The sequence below is a fragment of the Mesorhizobium australafricanum genome (assembly GCF_033977265.1).
GTDB lineage: Bacteria > Pseudomonadota > Alphaproteobacteria > Rhizobiales > Rhizobiaceae > Mesorhizobium > Mesorhizobium australafricanum.
Map to the genome: position 1 here is coordinate 309,967 of NZ_JAVIIT010000006.1, position 15,521 is coordinate 325,487.

The 15,521-nt window shown below is 67.7% G+C and carries 14 protein-coding genes; 1 reads left to right on the plus strand and 13 read right to left on the minus strand.

Annotation, left to right across the window (positions count from 1 at the left end; genetic code table 11):
- Positions 1 to 162: 162 nt before the first annotated feature.
- The 7 genes from cobT to cbiE are packed head-to-tail and all read right to left on the minus strand — an operon-like array spanning position 163 to position 6,481.
- Positions 163 to 1,188, minus strand: coding sequence for a nicotinate-nucleotide--dimethylbenzimidazole phosphoribosyltransferase (gene cobT, locus RFM98_RS14695; protein WP_320309544.1), 1,026 nt, complete (start codon positions 1,186 to 1,188; stop codon positions 163 to 165).
- 24 nt (positions 1,189 to 1,212) lie between these two features.
- On the minus strand, positions 1,213 to 1,980 hold the full coding sequence (gene cobS / locus RFM98_RS14700) for an adenosylcobinamide-GDP ribazoletransferase (protein WP_320309545.1): 768 nt from the start codon (positions 1,978 to 1,980) through the stop codon (positions 1,213 to 1,215).
- Complete coding sequence (locus tag RFM98_RS14705) at positions 1,977 to 3,293, minus strand: cobyrinic acid a,c-diamide synthase CobB (RefSeq protein ID WP_320309546.1); 1,317 nt, start codon at positions 3,291 to 3,293, stop codon at positions 1,977 to 1,979. Before RFM98_RS14705 ends, cobS begins: the two co-directional genes overlap by 4 nt.
- Entirely contained in the window at positions 3,290 to 4,105 is an 816-nt protein-coding gene (cobA, locus tag RFM98_RS14710; RefSeq protein WP_320309547.1) for a uroporphyrinogen-III C-methyltransferase, read from the minus strand. Before cobA ends, RFM98_RS14705 begins: the two co-directional genes overlap by 4 nt.
- On the minus strand, positions 4,102 to 4,866 hold the full coding sequence (cobM, locus tag RFM98_RS14715) for a precorrin-4 C(11)-methyltransferase (RefSeq protein ID WP_320309548.1): 765 nt from the start codon (positions 4,864 to 4,866) through the stop codon (positions 4,102 to 4,104). Before cobM ends, cobA begins: the two co-directional genes overlap by 4 nt.
- On the minus strand, positions 4,863 to 5,249 hold the full coding sequence (locus RFM98_RS14720) for a cobalamin biosynthesis protein (protein ID WP_320309549.1): 387 nt from the start codon (positions 5,247 to 5,249) through the stop codon (positions 4,863 to 4,865). The genes cobM and RFM98_RS14720 overlap by 4 nt, the downstream gene beginning before the upstream one ends.
- Positions 5,246 to 6,481: a precorrin-6y C5,15-methyltransferase (decarboxylating) subunit CbiE gene (cbiE, locus tag RFM98_RS14725; protein WP_320309550.1), complete on the minus strand. Its 1,236-nt coding sequence runs from the start codon at positions 6,479 to 6,481 to the stop codon at positions 5,246 to 5,248. The genes RFM98_RS14720 and cbiE overlap by 4 nt, the downstream gene beginning before the upstream one ends.
- Before the next feature lies 1 nt (position 6,482).
- Between cbiE and RFM98_RS14730 the strand changes: the two genes are divergently transcribed.
- Positions 6,483 to 7,250: a cobalt-precorrin-6A reductase gene (locus RFM98_RS14730; RefSeq protein WP_320309551.1), complete on the plus strand. Its 768-nt coding sequence runs from the start codon at positions 6,483 to 6,485 to the stop codon at positions 7,248 to 7,250.
- On the opposite strand, the gene RFM98_RS14735 is transcribed toward RFM98_RS14730, so the two are convergent.
- The 6 genes from RFM98_RS14735 to cobW are packed head-to-tail and all read right to left on the minus strand — an operon-like array spanning position 7,214 to position 15,519.
- Complete coding sequence (locus RFM98_RS14735) at positions 7,214 to 7,978, minus strand: precorrin-3B C(17)-methyltransferase (RefSeq protein ID WP_320309552.1); 765 nt, start codon at positions 7,976 to 7,978, stop codon at positions 7,214 to 7,216. The genes RFM98_RS14730 and RFM98_RS14735 overlap by 37 nt on opposite strands.
- Entirely contained in the window at positions 7,975 to 8,724 is a 750-nt protein-coding gene (locus tag RFM98_RS14740; RefSeq protein WP_430682310.1) for a precorrin-2 C(20)-methyltransferase, read from the minus strand. Before RFM98_RS14740 ends, RFM98_RS14735 begins: the two co-directional genes overlap by 4 nt.
- Positions 8,725 to 8,744: 20 nt before the next feature.
- A complete protein-coding gene (locus tag RFM98_RS14745; RefSeq protein ID WP_320309554.1) occupies positions 8,745 to 9,377 on the minus strand; it encodes a precorrin-8X methylmutase in 633 nt (210 codons plus the stop codon).
- Positions 9,378 to 10,874, minus strand: coding sequence for a precorrin-3B synthase (gene cobG / locus RFM98_RS14750; protein WP_320309555.1), 1,497 nt, complete (start codon positions 10,872 to 10,874; stop codon positions 9,378 to 9,380). It lies immediately after the preceding gene.
- Positions 10,871 to 14,464 carry a cobaltochelatase subunit CobN gene (locus RFM98_RS14755; RefSeq protein ID WP_320309556.1) on the minus strand — a complete coding sequence of 1,198 codons (3,594 nt, stop codon included), beginning with the start codon at positions 14,462 to 14,464 and terminating at the stop codon, positions 10,871 to 10,873. The genes cobG and RFM98_RS14755 overlap by 4 nt, the downstream gene beginning before the upstream one ends.
- A 17-nt stretch (positions 14,465 to 14,481) precedes the next feature.
- The gene (cobW, locus tag RFM98_RS14760) at positions 14,482 to 15,519 is read right to left on the minus strand and encodes a cobalamin biosynthesis protein CobW (protein ID WP_320309557.1); all 1,038 of its coding nucleotides are present in this window, start codon (positions 15,517 to 15,519) and stop codon (positions 14,482 to 14,484) included.
- Between the last annotated feature and the right edge of the window lie 2 nt (positions 15,520 to 15,521).

Consider the following 15,521-nt stretch of genomic DNA (forward strand, 5'->3'; position numbering starts at 1 on the left):
TCGCGCTGAACCGGATTCAGGCGACGCGCTTTAAGTCCTTGTTTTGATGCATGTCGTTGTCCCAGAACCGCGCACACTTCTGGGCGACATGCATTAGACCCTTCGAAGATTGACTGGGCGTTTCACCGTTTCGCGCAAACGGCGAAACGCCCCCTCTCTATTCTACTTCTCCGAAACGCCGGCCTCGGCGAAGCTTGCCATCCTGGCATGGCATTCGAGCGCCGAGCGGACGATGTTGACGGCAAGGCAGGCGCCGGAGCCTTCGCCGAGGCGCATGCCGAGGTCGAGCAGCGGCGGCAGGCCGAGCGCTTCGAGCAGGCGGCGGTGACCGGCTTCGGCCGAGACATGGGCGGCGATGGTGTGGGCTAGGCCGGTCGGGTGGAGCCTGGCCAGCGGCGCCACGGCGGCGGTGCAGACGAAGCCGTCGAGCAGCACCGGCACGTTGTTTTTACGCGCGGCAAGCGTGGCGCCAAAGATGGCGGCGAGTTCCCGTCCGCCCAATGCGGCGGCGATCTTCAGGGGGTCGGACAGCGAATCGGCGTGGCGCTTGAGGCCTGCCTCGATGGCAACGACCTTGCGCTGCAGCCCGGCATCGTCGACGCCGGTGCCGCGCCCGGTCCATTTTTCAGCGCCGCCGCCGAACAGCGCCGTCGAGATAGCGGCCGCCGGCGTGGTGTTGCCGATACCCATCTCGCCAAAGCAGACGAGGTCGAGGTCGTTGGTCACCGCGTCGTAGCCGGCCGAGACGGCGGCGAGGAAAGCCTTCTCGTCCATCGCCGGCGTTATCGTGAAATCGCCGGTCGGATGATCGAGATCGAGCGGGATGACATCGAGCCTGGCGCCGGCAATACGCGCGAGCTGGTTGATGGCCGCACCGCCGCCGGCGAAATTCGCAACCATCTGGACGGTGACTTCGGACGGATAGGCCGAGACGCCCTGCGCCGTGACGCCGTGATTGCCGGCGAAGACGAAGACTTTGACCGCGTCGAGCTTCGGCATGTCGCGGCCCTGCCAGCGCCCCAGCCAGGCGGCGATCGATTCGAGACGGCCGAGGCTGCCTGGCGGCTTGGTCAGCGTGTCCTGGCGGCGGGCGACGGCACCAGCCGACGCATCGCTGCCGGCGGGGAGGTCGAGGCAGGCGGCGCGAAGGTCTTCGAGGGATTTGAAGGACGTTTTTTGGGGGGACATGGGGGCAAAGTCTCCGAAAGAGAGTCAGGAAAGGCAAACGGAAGCAACGAGCAGCACCGCGATCTCGCCGAGTTGCTGCAGCGCGCCGATCGTGTCGCCGGTCTGGCCGCCGATCTGGCTGAGGCAAAGCGCGCGAAAGGCGGCGAAGAGCAGGCCGAGCAGAATGAGCGCGGCGATCGCGCCGCCGAGACCGAGCGCCAGCAGCGCCGCCGCGCCGAGCGCCGCACCGACGATTGCGGTTTCGCGGGTGACGGTGCCGGCGCCCGCCGACAGTCCGTCGCTGCGGGCCGGCGGCAAAAGATACATGAAGGCGCCAAACAGGCCGCGCGAGGCGGCATGTGCGGCAAGCAGCGCCAGGAAGACGTGGCCGGGGCCGGCCAGTTGCGAAAGCGCGCTCCAGCGGATGAGCAGCGAGATGCCGAGAGCCGCGGCGCCATAGGCGCCGATGCGGCTGTCGCGCATGATCTCCAGTTTCCTGTCGCGTGTCCTGCCGCCGCCGAAGCCGTCGGCGATGTCGGAAAATCCATCCTCGTGCAGGCAGCCGGTGACGAGCATCGTCGCGGCGAGCGCGAGTGCTGCGGCCTGTCCGGTGGCGAGGCCGAGGACAGCGGCGATGGCGTAGACGAGCGCGCTGATGATCGCCACCGCGAGACCGGCGAAGGGTGCTGCCCAGATCGCGTCGGCAAGGTTGCGGCCGCCGAAATCGCTCGATGGCAACCTCAGCCTGGTGAAGAAGACGAGGCTGAGGCCGATATCGTCGAGCACTTGCCGGGGTGCGGAAGGGCCGCTCATGCGCCCCTCGCTATGGCATGGAAGAAGGTGCCGCTGACATGGCCGCGCCGGTAGCCCGAGGCGCCGAGCGGGTTGCCCTGGCCATCGGCGAGGTCGGCCAGGGGCTCGTCATTGCCGGCAGCAAGCATCTGCGCATAGTGGAATTCATGGCCACGGATTACCGTGCCCTCCGGCCCCAACGGGCAGGCGGCGCGCAACCGCGCCTCGCGATAGCCAAGGTTCATCTTGCGCCTGGCGAAGCTGGTCGAATGTCCGAGCAGGCCAAGCATCTTGTGACTCTCACCGTCCGCGTCCTCCAGCACTTCGCCCAGCACCATGAAGCCGCCGCACTCGCCATGAACCGGCTTCGCCGCCGCAAAGCGCGCCATTCCTGTCTGGAAATTCGTCGCGGCCGCGAGCTTGCCGGCGTGGAGTTCGGGATAGCCGCCGGGAAGCCAGCAGACATCGCAGTCCTGCGATGGGGCCTCGTCGGCAAGCGGCGAGAAGGGCAAAATCTCGGCGCCGGCCTTGCGCCAATGCGTGGCGACATGCGGATAGAGGAAGGTGAAGGCGGCGTCTTCCGCCAGCGCGATGCGCTGTCCAGGCGGCTGCAAGGCATCGCCGAAGTCGCCGGCCGCCGGCTCCAGCGGGGTCGCCAGCGCCAGGATGGCGTCGATGTCGAGCGACTTCTCGACCATGTCGGCCAGCCGGTCGAGATGCGTCATCAGGTTCTCGTACTCGCCGGCCTGGACGAGGCCGAGATGCCGTTCCGGCAGGTTGAGCGTCGGATCGCGCAGGATGGCGCCGACCACCGGCAGGCCGATCGCTTCGATTGCGTCGCCCGACAGGCGCCGGTGGCGTTCGCTGCCAAGGCGGTTGAGCACGACGCCTGCCATGCGCACGTCCGGATCGTAGGTGGCAAAGCCCTTGGCGACGGCGGCGGCCGTGGTCGACTGCCCGGAAACGTCGAGCACCAGAAGGACAGGCAAGCCATAGAGCCGGGCGAGATCGGCGGCCGAGCCGGAGCGGCCTTCCGGCGCGGGGATGCCATCGAACAGGCCCATGGCGCTTTCGAGGATCACGTATTCGGCATCATCCGTTGCCTGCATGGCCAGCGCATTGAGCAGGGAAGGCGACATCGCCCAACTGTCCAGATTGACGCCGGAGAGGCCGGTGGCAGCGGTGTGGAAGCCCGGGTCGATATAGTCGGGTCCCGACTTTGCGCCGCGCACCTTCAGTCCACGCCGGGCGAGCGCGCGCAACAGGCCGATGGTGACGCTGGTCTTGCCCGAGCCCGAACGCGGCGCGCCGATGATGATCGCGCGCGCCGTCATGTGCCGCCCACCAGTGCCGCGCGCATGGCGACGATGCCGCCGACCACGATCAATGCCGGCGAGGCGAGCCCGGCGGCCGCGGCCTCCTCGGCGATGGTCGCCAGCGTGGCGACGACGATGCGCTCCCGCGGCGTGGTCGCCGCGACGATCACCGCGGCGGGTGTCGACGGTGCTAGGCCGCCCTCGAGCAGTTTTGCCGCGATCACCGGCAGATTGGCCATGCCCATATAGACGACGACCGGCTGGCCGGTGCCGGCGATCGCCGCCCAGTCGATGTCGTCATCGGTGCCAGCGGCATGGCCGGTGGCGAGGATGACCGCCTTGTTGATGCCGCGCATGGTGGCGGGAATGCCGGTGGCGGCCAATGCACTGAGACCGGAGGTCAGGCCGGAAAGCACCCGGAACGGAATGTTGTCGCCTGCGAGCGCCAGAGCCTCTTCGCCGCCGCGGCCGAAAATATAGGGATCGCCGCCCTTCAGCCGCACGACGCGGCGGCCTTCGCGCGCCAGCCGCACCAGAAGGGCATTGATGTCATCCTGCTTCATCGAGGGCTGGCCGCCGCGTTTTCCAGCGTAGAAGAGCTCGGCGCCTTGGGCGACCGCCACGACATCGGGCGAGACAAGGGCGTCATAGACCAGCGCGTCGCACTGCCCGAGCGCGGCCAGCACCTCAAGCGTCAGGCAGCCGGGATCGCCGGGGCCGGCGCCGGCCAGCCAGACATGGCCGGGTTCCAGCTCGCGCGGCTTGAAGTTCAGCCGCGCCAGCGCCTGCTCCACCGTTGCCCGTCCGTTTGTATTGGCGCTGCCGTTCACAATCCGTCCCGTCCGCGAAAACGCCGCTGGTAGTGGGCGTCGTAGAGTGAGCTTTCGCCGAAATCCTGCGCGGCCAAGGCGCTGCCGACGAAGATGATCGCCGTGCGCTCCATCGGATTTTCCGCCAGTTGCGCTTCGATGGTACCCAGAGTGCCGGTCAGGATGCGCTCGTCCGGCCAGGAGGCTCGGAAGACGACCGCGACCGGGCATTCGGCGCCGTAGAGCGGCGTCAAATCGGCAACGACGCGGTCGATGGCATGGATGGCAAGATGAATGGCGAGCGTGGCGCCGGTACGGCCGAAGCCGGCCAGCGTCTCGCCGGGCGGCATTTTCGAGGCGCGGCCGGAGACGCGGGTCAGCACCAGGCTTTGCGCGAGTTCTGGGATGGTGAGCTCGCGACGAAGTGCTGCCGCCGCCGCCGCGAAAGAGGGCACGCCGGGCGTCAGCGTGTAGGGGATGCCGTGCTTTTCCAGGCGCCTGATCTGTTCGGCGACGGCGCTCCAAACGGAGAGGTCGCCCGAATGCAGGCGCGCGACATCCTGGCCGGCCTTGTGTGCGGCGACGTATTCGGCCTCGATCTCGTCCAGCGACATCGGCGCGGTGTCGATCAGCTTCGTGCCGGGCGCGCAGTGCTCCAGAAGCTCCGGCGCGACGATCGAGCCGGCATAGAGGCAGACCGGGCAGTTCGCCAGCAAGCGGCTGCCGCGCAAGGTGATGAGGTCGGCAGCACCGGGGCCGGCGCCGATGAAATGGACGGTCATGCGGCCCCTCCGCCGAGAGCGATGGCGCAGGTCACAGGCCCGACCACGGTGCGCGGTCCGAGCAGTTTTGCACCTTTTCCGGCCGCAGCCAGTGCCGAGGCCTCGGAAACCGACGGCGTGCCGGCTTGCGCCTGCGACGCTTCGGATCGGCTGATCGTGTCGGACGAGACCGCCTGCAGCGCGGCCTCGGACATGACCAGCACGGGGAGGTCGAGGTCGCGACCGGCAAGGAAGATTGCCTGCTCGTCGCGCTTGATTTCGCCGGTCGCCAGCGCCGACAGCGCGGCCATCGCCAGCCCATGCGCTTCAAGCGCGGTCTCGACAGCAGCGCGCACGTCGCTTGCCGTCACGCCTCTACGGCTGCCGATGCCCGCGACCATCATGGTTTTACCCAGCTCCACTGCGTGACCGGCATGGCCGGACGCCAGGCCTGCATGGACCCCACCGGTGCAGCCCGCGACAGCGCGATGCGGGTAAGGTCGCCGCCGCGCCTGTTGTATTGATCAAGCAGCAGCGCCTCCATCTCCAGCGTCACCGCGTTGGCGACCAGCCGGCCCCCGGCACGAAGCGCCTTGATTGCCTTCTCCAGAACGCCGGCATCGCTGCCACCGCCGCCGATGAAGATCGCATCCGGCGTCGCCAGTTTGGCAAATGCCTTGGGCGCGGCGCCTTCGACCACGACAAGGCCGGGCACGCCGCAATGCGCGGCGTTGCGGGCGATGCGGGCGGCGCGTTCGCTGTTGGCCTCGACGGCGATGGCGCGCAGCGAAGGGTGGGCCATCATCCATTCGATTCCGATCGAGCCGGAACCGGCGCCGATGTCCCACAGCAACTCACCGCGCCGTGGCGCCAGCACGGACAGGGTGATGGCGCGGATCTCGCGCTTGGTGATCTGGCCGTCATGCTCGAACAGATGATCGGCAAGGCCGACGGTCAAGGGCAGGATGCGCGCATCCGGCGTCGGTTCAATTTCAAGCGCCAGCACGTTGAGGGGATTGATGTTTTTGAGACCGAAGGCATCGGCGCGGGAGGTTCGATGCGCTTCATCCGCACCACCGAGTGCTTCGAGAACCGTCAGCCGCGAAGGGCCGAAGCCGAGTTCGTCAAGCAGCCCAGCGATGGCCGCCGGTGCGTCGCCGTCCGATGTCAGGGCAAGGATACGAGCGCCCGGATGAAGCAGCGGACGGATCAGATCGATCGAATGGCCGTGCAGCGAGATGGTCTCGATGTCCTGCAGCGCCCAGCCGAGGCGCGATGCAGCCAGCGACAGCGAGGAGGGCGCCGGCAGGACGAGCATGTGTTCCGGCTTGACCTTGCGCGCCAGCGTCACGCCGACGCCATGGAAGAACGGGTCGCCGGACGCGAGCACGCAGATTTTTTTGCCTTTGAGCGCCAGCACGTCGCGCATTTCGGCATCGAATGGCGTCGGCCAAGTGCGCGCCTCGCCCTTGGCCAAGTTTGCGACGAGAGCAAGATGCCGCTTGCCGCCGAAGACGACTTCGGCCTGCGCAATGCGCTGCTTGGCCTCGTCGCCGAGACCCGCTACACCGTCCTCGCCGATGCCGACGATGGTGAGCCACCTTGAGCCGGCGGCGCGCGGACCCTTAGCAGGCATGATGACCCACCGTATCCTGATCCTCGGCGGAACGACGGAAGCCCGGCAACTGGCGGGAAAGCTCGCTGGCCGCGAGGATTTCTCGGTCGTGCTTTCGCTGGCTGGGCGCACCGAAAGCCCGGTCGCGCAAGGCGTGCCGGTGCGTGTCGGCGGCTTTGGCGGCGCGGACGGGTTGGCCGCCCATCTTCGCGAGGAGCGCGTGGATCTGCTGATCGACGCCACGCATCCATACGCCGCGCGTATCTCGGCCAACGCCGCTGATGCGGCGCGGCAATCCGGCGTACCGATCCTTGCGCTGCGGCGTCCCGGCTGGGAGCCTGTCGCGGGTGATCGCTGGACGCTGGTCGACAATGTCACTGAGGCGGCAAGCGCGCTTGGCACGCCGCCGCGCCGCGCTTTCCTCGCGATCGGCCGGCAGGAGGCCGCCGCCTTCGAGGCTGCCCCGCAGCACCGCTATCTGATCCGCAGCGTCGATCCCGTCGAGCCGAAGCTCGCGGTGCCCGATGCGCTGTACCTCCTGGCGCGCGGGCCGTTTTCCGAAGCGGATGAACGGGCGCTGCTCGAAAAATACGGGATCGATGCTGTCGTTTCCAAAAACAGCGGTGGCGATGCAACTTACGGCAAGATCGCCGCGGCGCGGGCGCTCGGCATCGAGGTGGTCATGATCCGCCGACCGGCCTTGCCGGACGTCGCTTCGGCCCCAACCGTCGATGCGCTGGCGCGAAAAGTCGATCATCTTTTCGACCCCGTTGCCGAACGCGGCGTATAGACCAGCGCGGGCTTTTCGCCGCGCTTGATGATGCGGGTCTCAGGTGAGCCGATGATGATGCAGGTCGACATGTCGGCCTTTTCCGCATCGGCATCCGCCAACAAAAACACCTCGATGCGCTCGTCGGGCCGGCCGGCGGCGCGGCCGAAGATCACCGGTGTGGTGCCGGGCAGGATCGCTTTCAGGCATTCGAAGGCGCGGCCGAGCTGCCAGGGGCGGGCTTTGCTGATCGGGTTGTAGAGCGCGATGACGAAGCCGGCTCCGGCCGCCGCCAGCAGGCGCAGCTCGATCAGGTCCCACGGCTTCAGATTGTCGGAGAGCGAGATGGCGCAGAAATCATGGCCGAGTGGCGCGCCGATGCGGGCGGCAACCGCGAGCATGGCGGTGACGCCGGGAACCACGGCAAGGTCGATTCCTCGCCATTCGGCGGGACCGGCTTCGATCGCCTCGCAAACGGCCGCGGCCATGGCAAAGACGCCGGGATCGCCGCCGGAAACGACTGCGACGCTATGGCCCTCGGCCGCCTTGGCCAACGCCTCGTTCGAACGGGCGAGCTCTTCGCGGTTATCGGAAGCGATGCGCATCTGGTCCGGCCGCAGCTCAAGCCGGTCGAGATAGGGTTTGTAGCCATAGAAGATCGAAGCCTCGGCCACCGCTTGGCTGGCCTGCGGCGTGACCTGGTCGGCATTGCCGGGACCGAGGCCGATGACTGTAAGGCGACCGCTCATGGCTTTGCCCCGTGGGCTCCGGGGCGGGCCGACCAGCCGGCGACCAGCACGATGGCGAAGTAGGGCGCCTTGTCGTCCAGCTTTTCGGCAAGCCCCATCGAGGCGCTGCCCGGCATGGTACCGCGCTCGACATAGACGGCCTTTGCCAGCTTGCCGGTCGCTTCCAAAGCGCGCCGGATCTTTGGCAGGTTGCGGCCGACCTTCATGATGACAGCGGCATCGGTGTCGGCCAGCCGACGCGTCAGCTCGAACTCGCTCATCGTGCCCGGCAGCACGGTCAGCACGTCGTCGCCCTGCACGATCGGCAGGCCTGTCGTCGACCAGCAGCCGGACATGGCTGTGATGCCGGGGATGACTTCGGTCGGGAAGCGATGCGCCAGGCGCACATGCAGATGCATGTAGGAGCCGTAGAAGAGTGGATCGCCTTCCGACAGCACGGCCACCATCCTGCCGGCGCCGAGATGTTCGGCGACCTGTTCGGCGGACTGCTCGTAGAAATCGGTGATCTGCGAGCGGTAGTCGTCGTGATCCTTGTCGATCTCGGTCGTCACCGGGTAGAGCAGCGGCACTTCGATCATGTCCGGCCGGAAGCGCGCCTCGACGATGGCGCGCGCATTGCTGTTGTTGCCGCGCTTGGCGAAATAGGCGACGACGTCGGCCTCGGCCAGCGCGCGCGCCGCTTTCAGCGTCAGAAGCTCTGGATCGCCCGGGCCGGTGCCGACGCCAATAAGACGGCCTTTTGCCAAACCTTCTTTAACAGGCGCGTTCACAGACCTGGCCTCGCCAATGAATTGAGCGCGGCGGCGGTCATGGCGCTGCCGCCGAGCCTGCCGCGCACGATGGCATAGGGCACGCCATAGGAATTCTCGGCCAGCGCATCCTTGGATTCGGCGGCACCGACGAAGCCGACAGGCATGCCGATGATCGCTGCAGGCTTCGGCGCGCCGTCGCGCAGCTTTTCCAGCAGGTAGAAAAGAGCGGTCGGCGCGTTGCCGATGGCGACGACCGATCCGGCGATACGCTCGCCCCAGAGGTCGATCGCCGCAGCCGAACGGGTGTTGCCGATTTCCCTGGCGATCTCGTGCGTGCGCGGGTCGCGCAACGTGCAGATCACCTCGTTGCCGGCCGGCAGGCGGGCGCGGGTGACGCCGTGGGCGACCATCTCGGCGTCGCAGAAGATGGGCGCGCCGGCGGTGAGCGCCGCGCGGGCCGCATCGACAAAGCCGTTGGAGAAAACAAAATGGCTGGCGGCCTCGACCTGGCCGCAGGCATGGATCATGCGGATCGCGACATCGGCCTCGGATTCGGAAAAGCGCGAGAGGTCCGCCTCGGCGCGGATGATGGCGAAAGAGCGCTCATAGATCGCGTTGCCGTCGTGGATATAGTCGTAGGCCGCCATTCACTGGTTCCGTCGATAGAGTTCGGCGATGCCGGCCGCGCTGAGCCTTGCCAGGCAGGCAGCGGCGGTTTCGCCAGGATGTCGTGCGTCGCGGATCGCCGCCGCAATGCCGGCGACCCCGCGCGCGGCGTCATAGCCCGGCCTGTATCCGGCAGGAAGGGCCTTTGCCGTCCCGTCCACGACAAGTCCGGCTCCGTTTTCGTCGCCGACCAGGGTCAGCGCCGCCTTGCCCGGATGCGCGCAGCCCTTGGCACAGCCGGAGACGTGCAGGGTGAGGGAGGTGTCGAGGAGGTCGGCGCATTCGGTTGCGATCGTCTCGGCGATGGCGCGGGTGGCGATGCGGCCGGAAGCGCAGGCCGGCGTGCCGGGACAGGCGGCGATGCGGGTGCGCGGGTCGGATGCGTCGGTGACAAAGCCGAAGGTCGCGGCGGCCGATTGCAAGGAGGAGCACGCTGTGGGGGAGAGGCTGAGGAAGAGCAGGGCGCGGCCTGGGGCGAGGCGGATCTCGGGGGAGCCGAGGTTCGAGGCTTGTGCGGCGAGTTCGATAAGGTTTTGGGCCGATATGCTGCCGTAGGGCAGGGCGATGCCGAGGGCTTGGGTGTCGCCTAGGTCGAAGGTGCCTACGGGACTTCTTAGAGGCTGGCGTTCCTGCGCACCCCCCTCTGTCCTGCCGGACATCTCCCCCGCAGGGGGGGAGATTGACTTGTCGCGGCCGACTTCGCCAATCGCAAACGCTGCGTCAGTTTCGAACAAAGGAGGAGTGCCGACGGCGGAGCTGCTAATCTCCCCCCTTGCGGGGGAGATGTCCGGCAGGACAGAGGGGGGTGTGACGGAGTGCCAACTTGCGAGTGAAGTGAGCTGCCGATCCGACAAATCCCGCGTATGCGTCTCGCGGCCCTTTTCCGCGACCATCCTCAACGCCGCCACAGCGATATCGCGCGCAGCGTCCGCATCGACGGTCACGAGCGGCCTTGCACTGCGCGCGTCACCGCTAACCGAAACGCTCCAAAGGACGCTTGCGCCGGCCCGAACCGCTTTAAGCCTCATATCGGCCGTCAGCGCGTCCATGCTCAATTGCCCGCCGCCATCGACAACCACCGACACTTTCGGCCCCAGCCGTGCCGCCAGCCCAACCTCTTCAATCGCCGCCCTGATCCACCCCGCCAGCGGTCTAGGATCAGCGATCTCCTGCGGATCGATCCCTGCCAGCGGCCCTGTCTCGACCGGAACGCCGCTGCGCACTGCAATGCCCAGCGCATCCACCTCCGCCGCCAGCAACCGCGCGCTTTCCGCCGTCAGGCCGCGGATCTGCAGGCTGCCGCGCGCGGTCACTTCCATAATGCCGTTGCCGTGGCGCAGAGCGGATTCGCCGAGTCCGATCAGCGACTTGGGCGAAAGCCCTCGATCAACCGGATTGAGCCGCACCAGCAGCCCGTCACCGGTCTGCATCGGCGCGCTGAGGGCAGGGCAGGCGCCGCGGCGCGAAAACGCGTTCATGACGCCACCCCGCTTGCCTGGGCCTCGGCGATCAAGGCGGCGAGATCGTCGTCGATGGAATTGCGCAGCGGATGCCAGAGGCCTCGCCGCCGCGCCGACAAGAAGCGCTCGGCGATAATCTTTGCCGCCGCCGGGTTCTCGCGCAAAAGGAAGGCGCGGACGTCCGGGTCGCCGACATAGGCGTCGTGCACCGCCTCGATCAACGCGCCCGATATGGCATGCGTTGTCTCGGCGAAGCCGACCAGACGGTCGACCGTTTCGGCGAATTCCGAGGCGCCGCGCGGGCCGTGGCGCATCTGGCCGGCGATGAAGCGCTGATTGACGGCGCGGGCCCGCACCACGCGCGATACCGCTTCGCTCACCGAACGCGGCTTCGGCTTCTTGGGGTCGGTCGTGTCGAGCACGATGACGTCGGCATTCCTCCCAAGAGCTGCAAGCGCGGCTGAAAACCCGCCGATAAAAGCGACATCGGCCGAACCTTCGAGGATGTCGCGGCCGGGGTCGTCTCCCGTATGGACGAGAAGATCGGCTTCGGCGATCCGGCCCTCGAAGGCGCCGGGCGCGGCAATCGCTTCGCCGTCGGCGCCGCCATAGGCGTGCGAGGTGGCGTCGAGATAGGCGCGGCCGATCTCTTCGCGCGCACCCCATTCGCCGCGCGACAGCAGATCCTCGACGCCAGCGCCGTAAGTGCCGGGCGAAGTGCCGAAAATGCGCGGGCCGACCTTGCCTTGAACGCGGGTCGCGGCAGCGAGCGGGTTTTCCGCATCGTCCTCGTCACGGCCGGCGACCGCGTTGGCGGCAGCATCGATCAGCGCGATCTGGGTCGGGAACATGTCGCGGAACAGGCCGGAAATGCGCCAGGTGACGTCGACGCGCGGGCGGCCGAGTGCTGCCGGCGGCAGCACCTCGATGCCGGTGACGCGGCCGGTCGCCGCATCCCATTGCGGCCGGCAGCCCATCAGCGCCAGGCCTTGCGCGATCTCCTCGCCGCCGGTGCGCAGCGAGGCCGAGCCCCAGAGGTCGATCACCAGCGAGCGCGGCCAGTCGCCATGGCTTTGCATATAGCTGCGCACGACTTCTTCCGCCGCCGCCTGGCCGAGGTCATAGGCCGTCGGCGTCGGCATGGTGCGCGGGTCGGAGGTGAAGAGGTTGCGGCCGGTGGGCAGCACGTCGGCCCGGCCACGCGCCGGCGCGCCGGCCGGGCCTGCCTTGATGTGGCGGCCGTCGAGCGCATCGAGCAGGGCAGCCTTTTCGGCCGCAGCACTTTGCCGGCGCTGCGGATCGGCTTCGTCTTCCGGCGCGCGGCCGTAGACATGCAGCCCGTCCTTGACGGCGAAATCCTTGAGGTCGCAGAGCCAGGCGTCGATGCGGCGCAGCGCTTCGTCCGGCGCGTCGGTTCGGGCCACGCCGGCTTCAGAAGCGAGGCCAGTCTTCTGTGCCGTCTCGACGATGAGCCTGGCCAGCCGGTCGCGGCGACGGCGGTCGAGGCCGTCGGCCTGGGCATATTCATCGACCAGCCGCTCGAGCCGCTGCTGAGCCTCGTCGAGACCGGCGCCGGCCAGCGGCGGCGGCAGATGGCCGAGCGTCACGGCCGAGATGCGGCGCTTGGCCTGCGCCGCTTCGCCCGGGTTGGAAACGATGAAGGGATAGATGACCGGCAGCGAGCCGGTGACGATCTCGGGGAAGCAGCTCTCGGAGAGCGCGACCGTCTTGCCCGGCAGCCACTCCAGCGTGCCGTGCGCGCCGATGTGGACGATGGCGTGCACGCCAAGGGATTTGCGCAGCCACAGGCCGAAAGCGATGAGACCGTGACGCGGGGGGAGGGTCGGATCGTGGTAGTCGGCGCGGCGATCGGCCGAGCCGCCGCGATCGGGGGCGAGCGCCACTGTGATGTTGCCGAAGGTGGCGGCGCGGAAGGGGAATTTGGTGGACGTTGGCGCGTGAACACCCCCCTCTGTCCTGCCGGACATCTCCCCCGCAAGGGGGGAGATTGAGCTCTCATCACTGCCTTCGCCAATCTCCAGCGTCGCAAGGCTGGCGCCGTCGGCAAAACTGCCGATCTCCCCCTCTGCGGGGGAGATGTCCGGCAGGACAGAGGGGGGTGCCTCGCGCAACCTTATCTCGTCTTCTGCTTGGCCCCATGCGGCCTCAACCGCAACTGTAGCGGCCGTCGGCAATTCAGTTGAAAAGGAGAGATAGTCGTCAAGCCTTATCGAATGGCCGGAAGCCCCCAGCGCATCAAGCAACCCACGCGGCGTTTGCGGAATCCCCTCAACCGCATAGCCCTGTTCCTTCAGGTCGTGCAGCATGGCAAGCACGCTCGACGGCACATCCAGCCCAACGGCGTAGCCCGTACGCCCTGGCGCGCTCGGGTAATCCGGAATCAGGATCGCCAATCTGCGCTCGGCCCGCTCTGTCCGCTGCAGGCGAACGAATGCCGCAACGCGCCTGGCGACCTGCGTTACGCGATCCGCCTCCGGCCGGTTGGCGAAAGCGCGGTGGCCAAGCGCCGGGTCGGTTTCGATTTCACCCTTGAACGAGATCGCGCCGGCGAGGATACGGCCGTCGAGCTCGGGCAACACGACATGCATGGCGAGATCGGCGGGGGCGAGACCGCGCTGGTTCTTTTCCCAGACCTCGCGCCTCGTCGTGGCGACGATGACCTGGAAGACGGGCACGCCGGCGCGGTCGAACAGGGTTTCGGCACCGGGTTCCGCGCCGGAGGCAAAGGCCGTGGCGGTGACGATCGCGGCGGGGCTTAGCGAGGCGAGGGCGGTTTCGACGAAGGCGAGCGACGCCGGGTCCTTGAGGCTGGAAACGAAGATCGGGACGGGCGTCATGCCATGCGAGCGCAGCGCTTCGGCCAGCGCGTCGATCGGTGCCACGTCGGCGGCTAGCAGCATCGAGCGGTAGAAGAGGATGGGGACGACGCCGACATTGTTGGCGTCGAGTTTCGTCACACTCCCCTCTGTCCGGCAGGACAGAGGGGGGTGCGAAGGAACGCCGGCGTTTGAAAGGTCCGGCTTCTCCACAACCCCCAGCCCAGACTGATAATACCCCGCTTTCGGCACGCTGACCGGCTCGGCCACGGCCGCCTCAGCCCCAGCAAGCCGCGCCAGCCTGTGCACCAGCGCCACCATGTTCGCCGGGCCGCCTTCGCGGAAATAGCCGAGCAAGGCGTCCAGCTCCTCGCGCGGCAGGGTCGAGCTTTCGATCAGCCGCTGGTCCTCGTCATGGCTTTCGCCGGGCAGCAGCGCCAGCTTTATGCCACGCTCGCGCGCGACCGCGGCGAGCTGGTCGCAGCCGTAGCGCCACCAGTCATAGCCGCCGAGGATGCGGACAAGGACGACCTTGGCGTGGCGTGCGACGCTGTCAATCCACAGATCGACCGACATCGGGTGGCGAAGGTCGCGAAGGGCGGCAAGCCGCATTGACGGCAACCGCGCGGCGCCCGCCTTCCAGGCGGCGGCGAGGCCGGCGAGATCGCTGTCGGTGAAGGACAGCGCCGCGACATCCGCAGGCGTCTGCCTGAGGTCGATCGGCTCGGCGAGGTCGTCGAGCGAAGCGGATGTGGTGGTGAGGATATGCATCGCTTATCGTGTTGGCCTCAGCCGGCGAGGATACGCTCGATCGCCGGACGGTTCAGCCCCTTGAGGCCGATGACGACGAGCCGCGAGCGGCGGTCGTCCTCGGCCGTCCAGGGGCGGTCGTAGTAGTGGTTGACGCGTGGGCCGACCGCCTGGAGCAGGAGGCGCATCGGCTTGCCGCCGACCTCGACGAAACCTTTGACGCGCAGCACGTTTTCCTGCTCGGCGGCAAGGGCGACGCGTTTTGCCAATTCGTCCGGGTTGGCGATCGAGGGAATGTCGACAATGAAGGTGTCGAAGTCGTCATGCTCGTGGTCGAAGGCGCCGTCATGATGCGACTTGCGGTTCTCGATGTCGTCCTCGACGGCGAGACCGAGGCCGAGCAGCACGGACGGGTCGACCTTGCCGTGCGATGTCGGCACGATTTTCACGGCGCGGGCGGAGTGCTCGTTGATGACGGCGTTGGCGCGGGCAGAGCCGGCGGTGTCCATCAGATCGCTCTTTGACAGGATGATCAGGTCGGCGCAGGCGATCTGGTCCTCGAACACCTCCTCGACCGGATCGTCATGGTCGAGCGTCACGTCCGCCGCGCGCTGCGCCTGCAGGGCGTCCATGTCGGCGGAGACGCGGCCGTCGGCCAGCGCCGGACCATCGACCACGGCGATGACGCCGTCGACCGTCACGCGGCTCTTCACACTTGGCCACTGAAAGGCCTGGACCAGCGGCTTCGGCAAAGCCAGGCCCGAGGTTTCGATCAGGATGTGATCGACCTTCGGCGTGCGCGACAGGATCTGGTCGAGCGCCGGGACGAAATCATCGGCGACGGTGCAGCAGATGCAGCCGTTGGCCAGTTCGACAATGTTTTCCTCAGGACAGGTATCGATGCCGCAGCCCTTCAGGATTTCGCCGTCGATGCCGATGTCGCCGAATTCGTTGACGATGATCGCAATACGCTTGCCGCCAGCGTTTTCCAGAAGATGGCGGACCAGCGTCGTCTTGCCGGCGCCGAGAAAGCCGGTGACGACCGTGCAAGGAACACGGGAAACGGAAGCGTTCATGG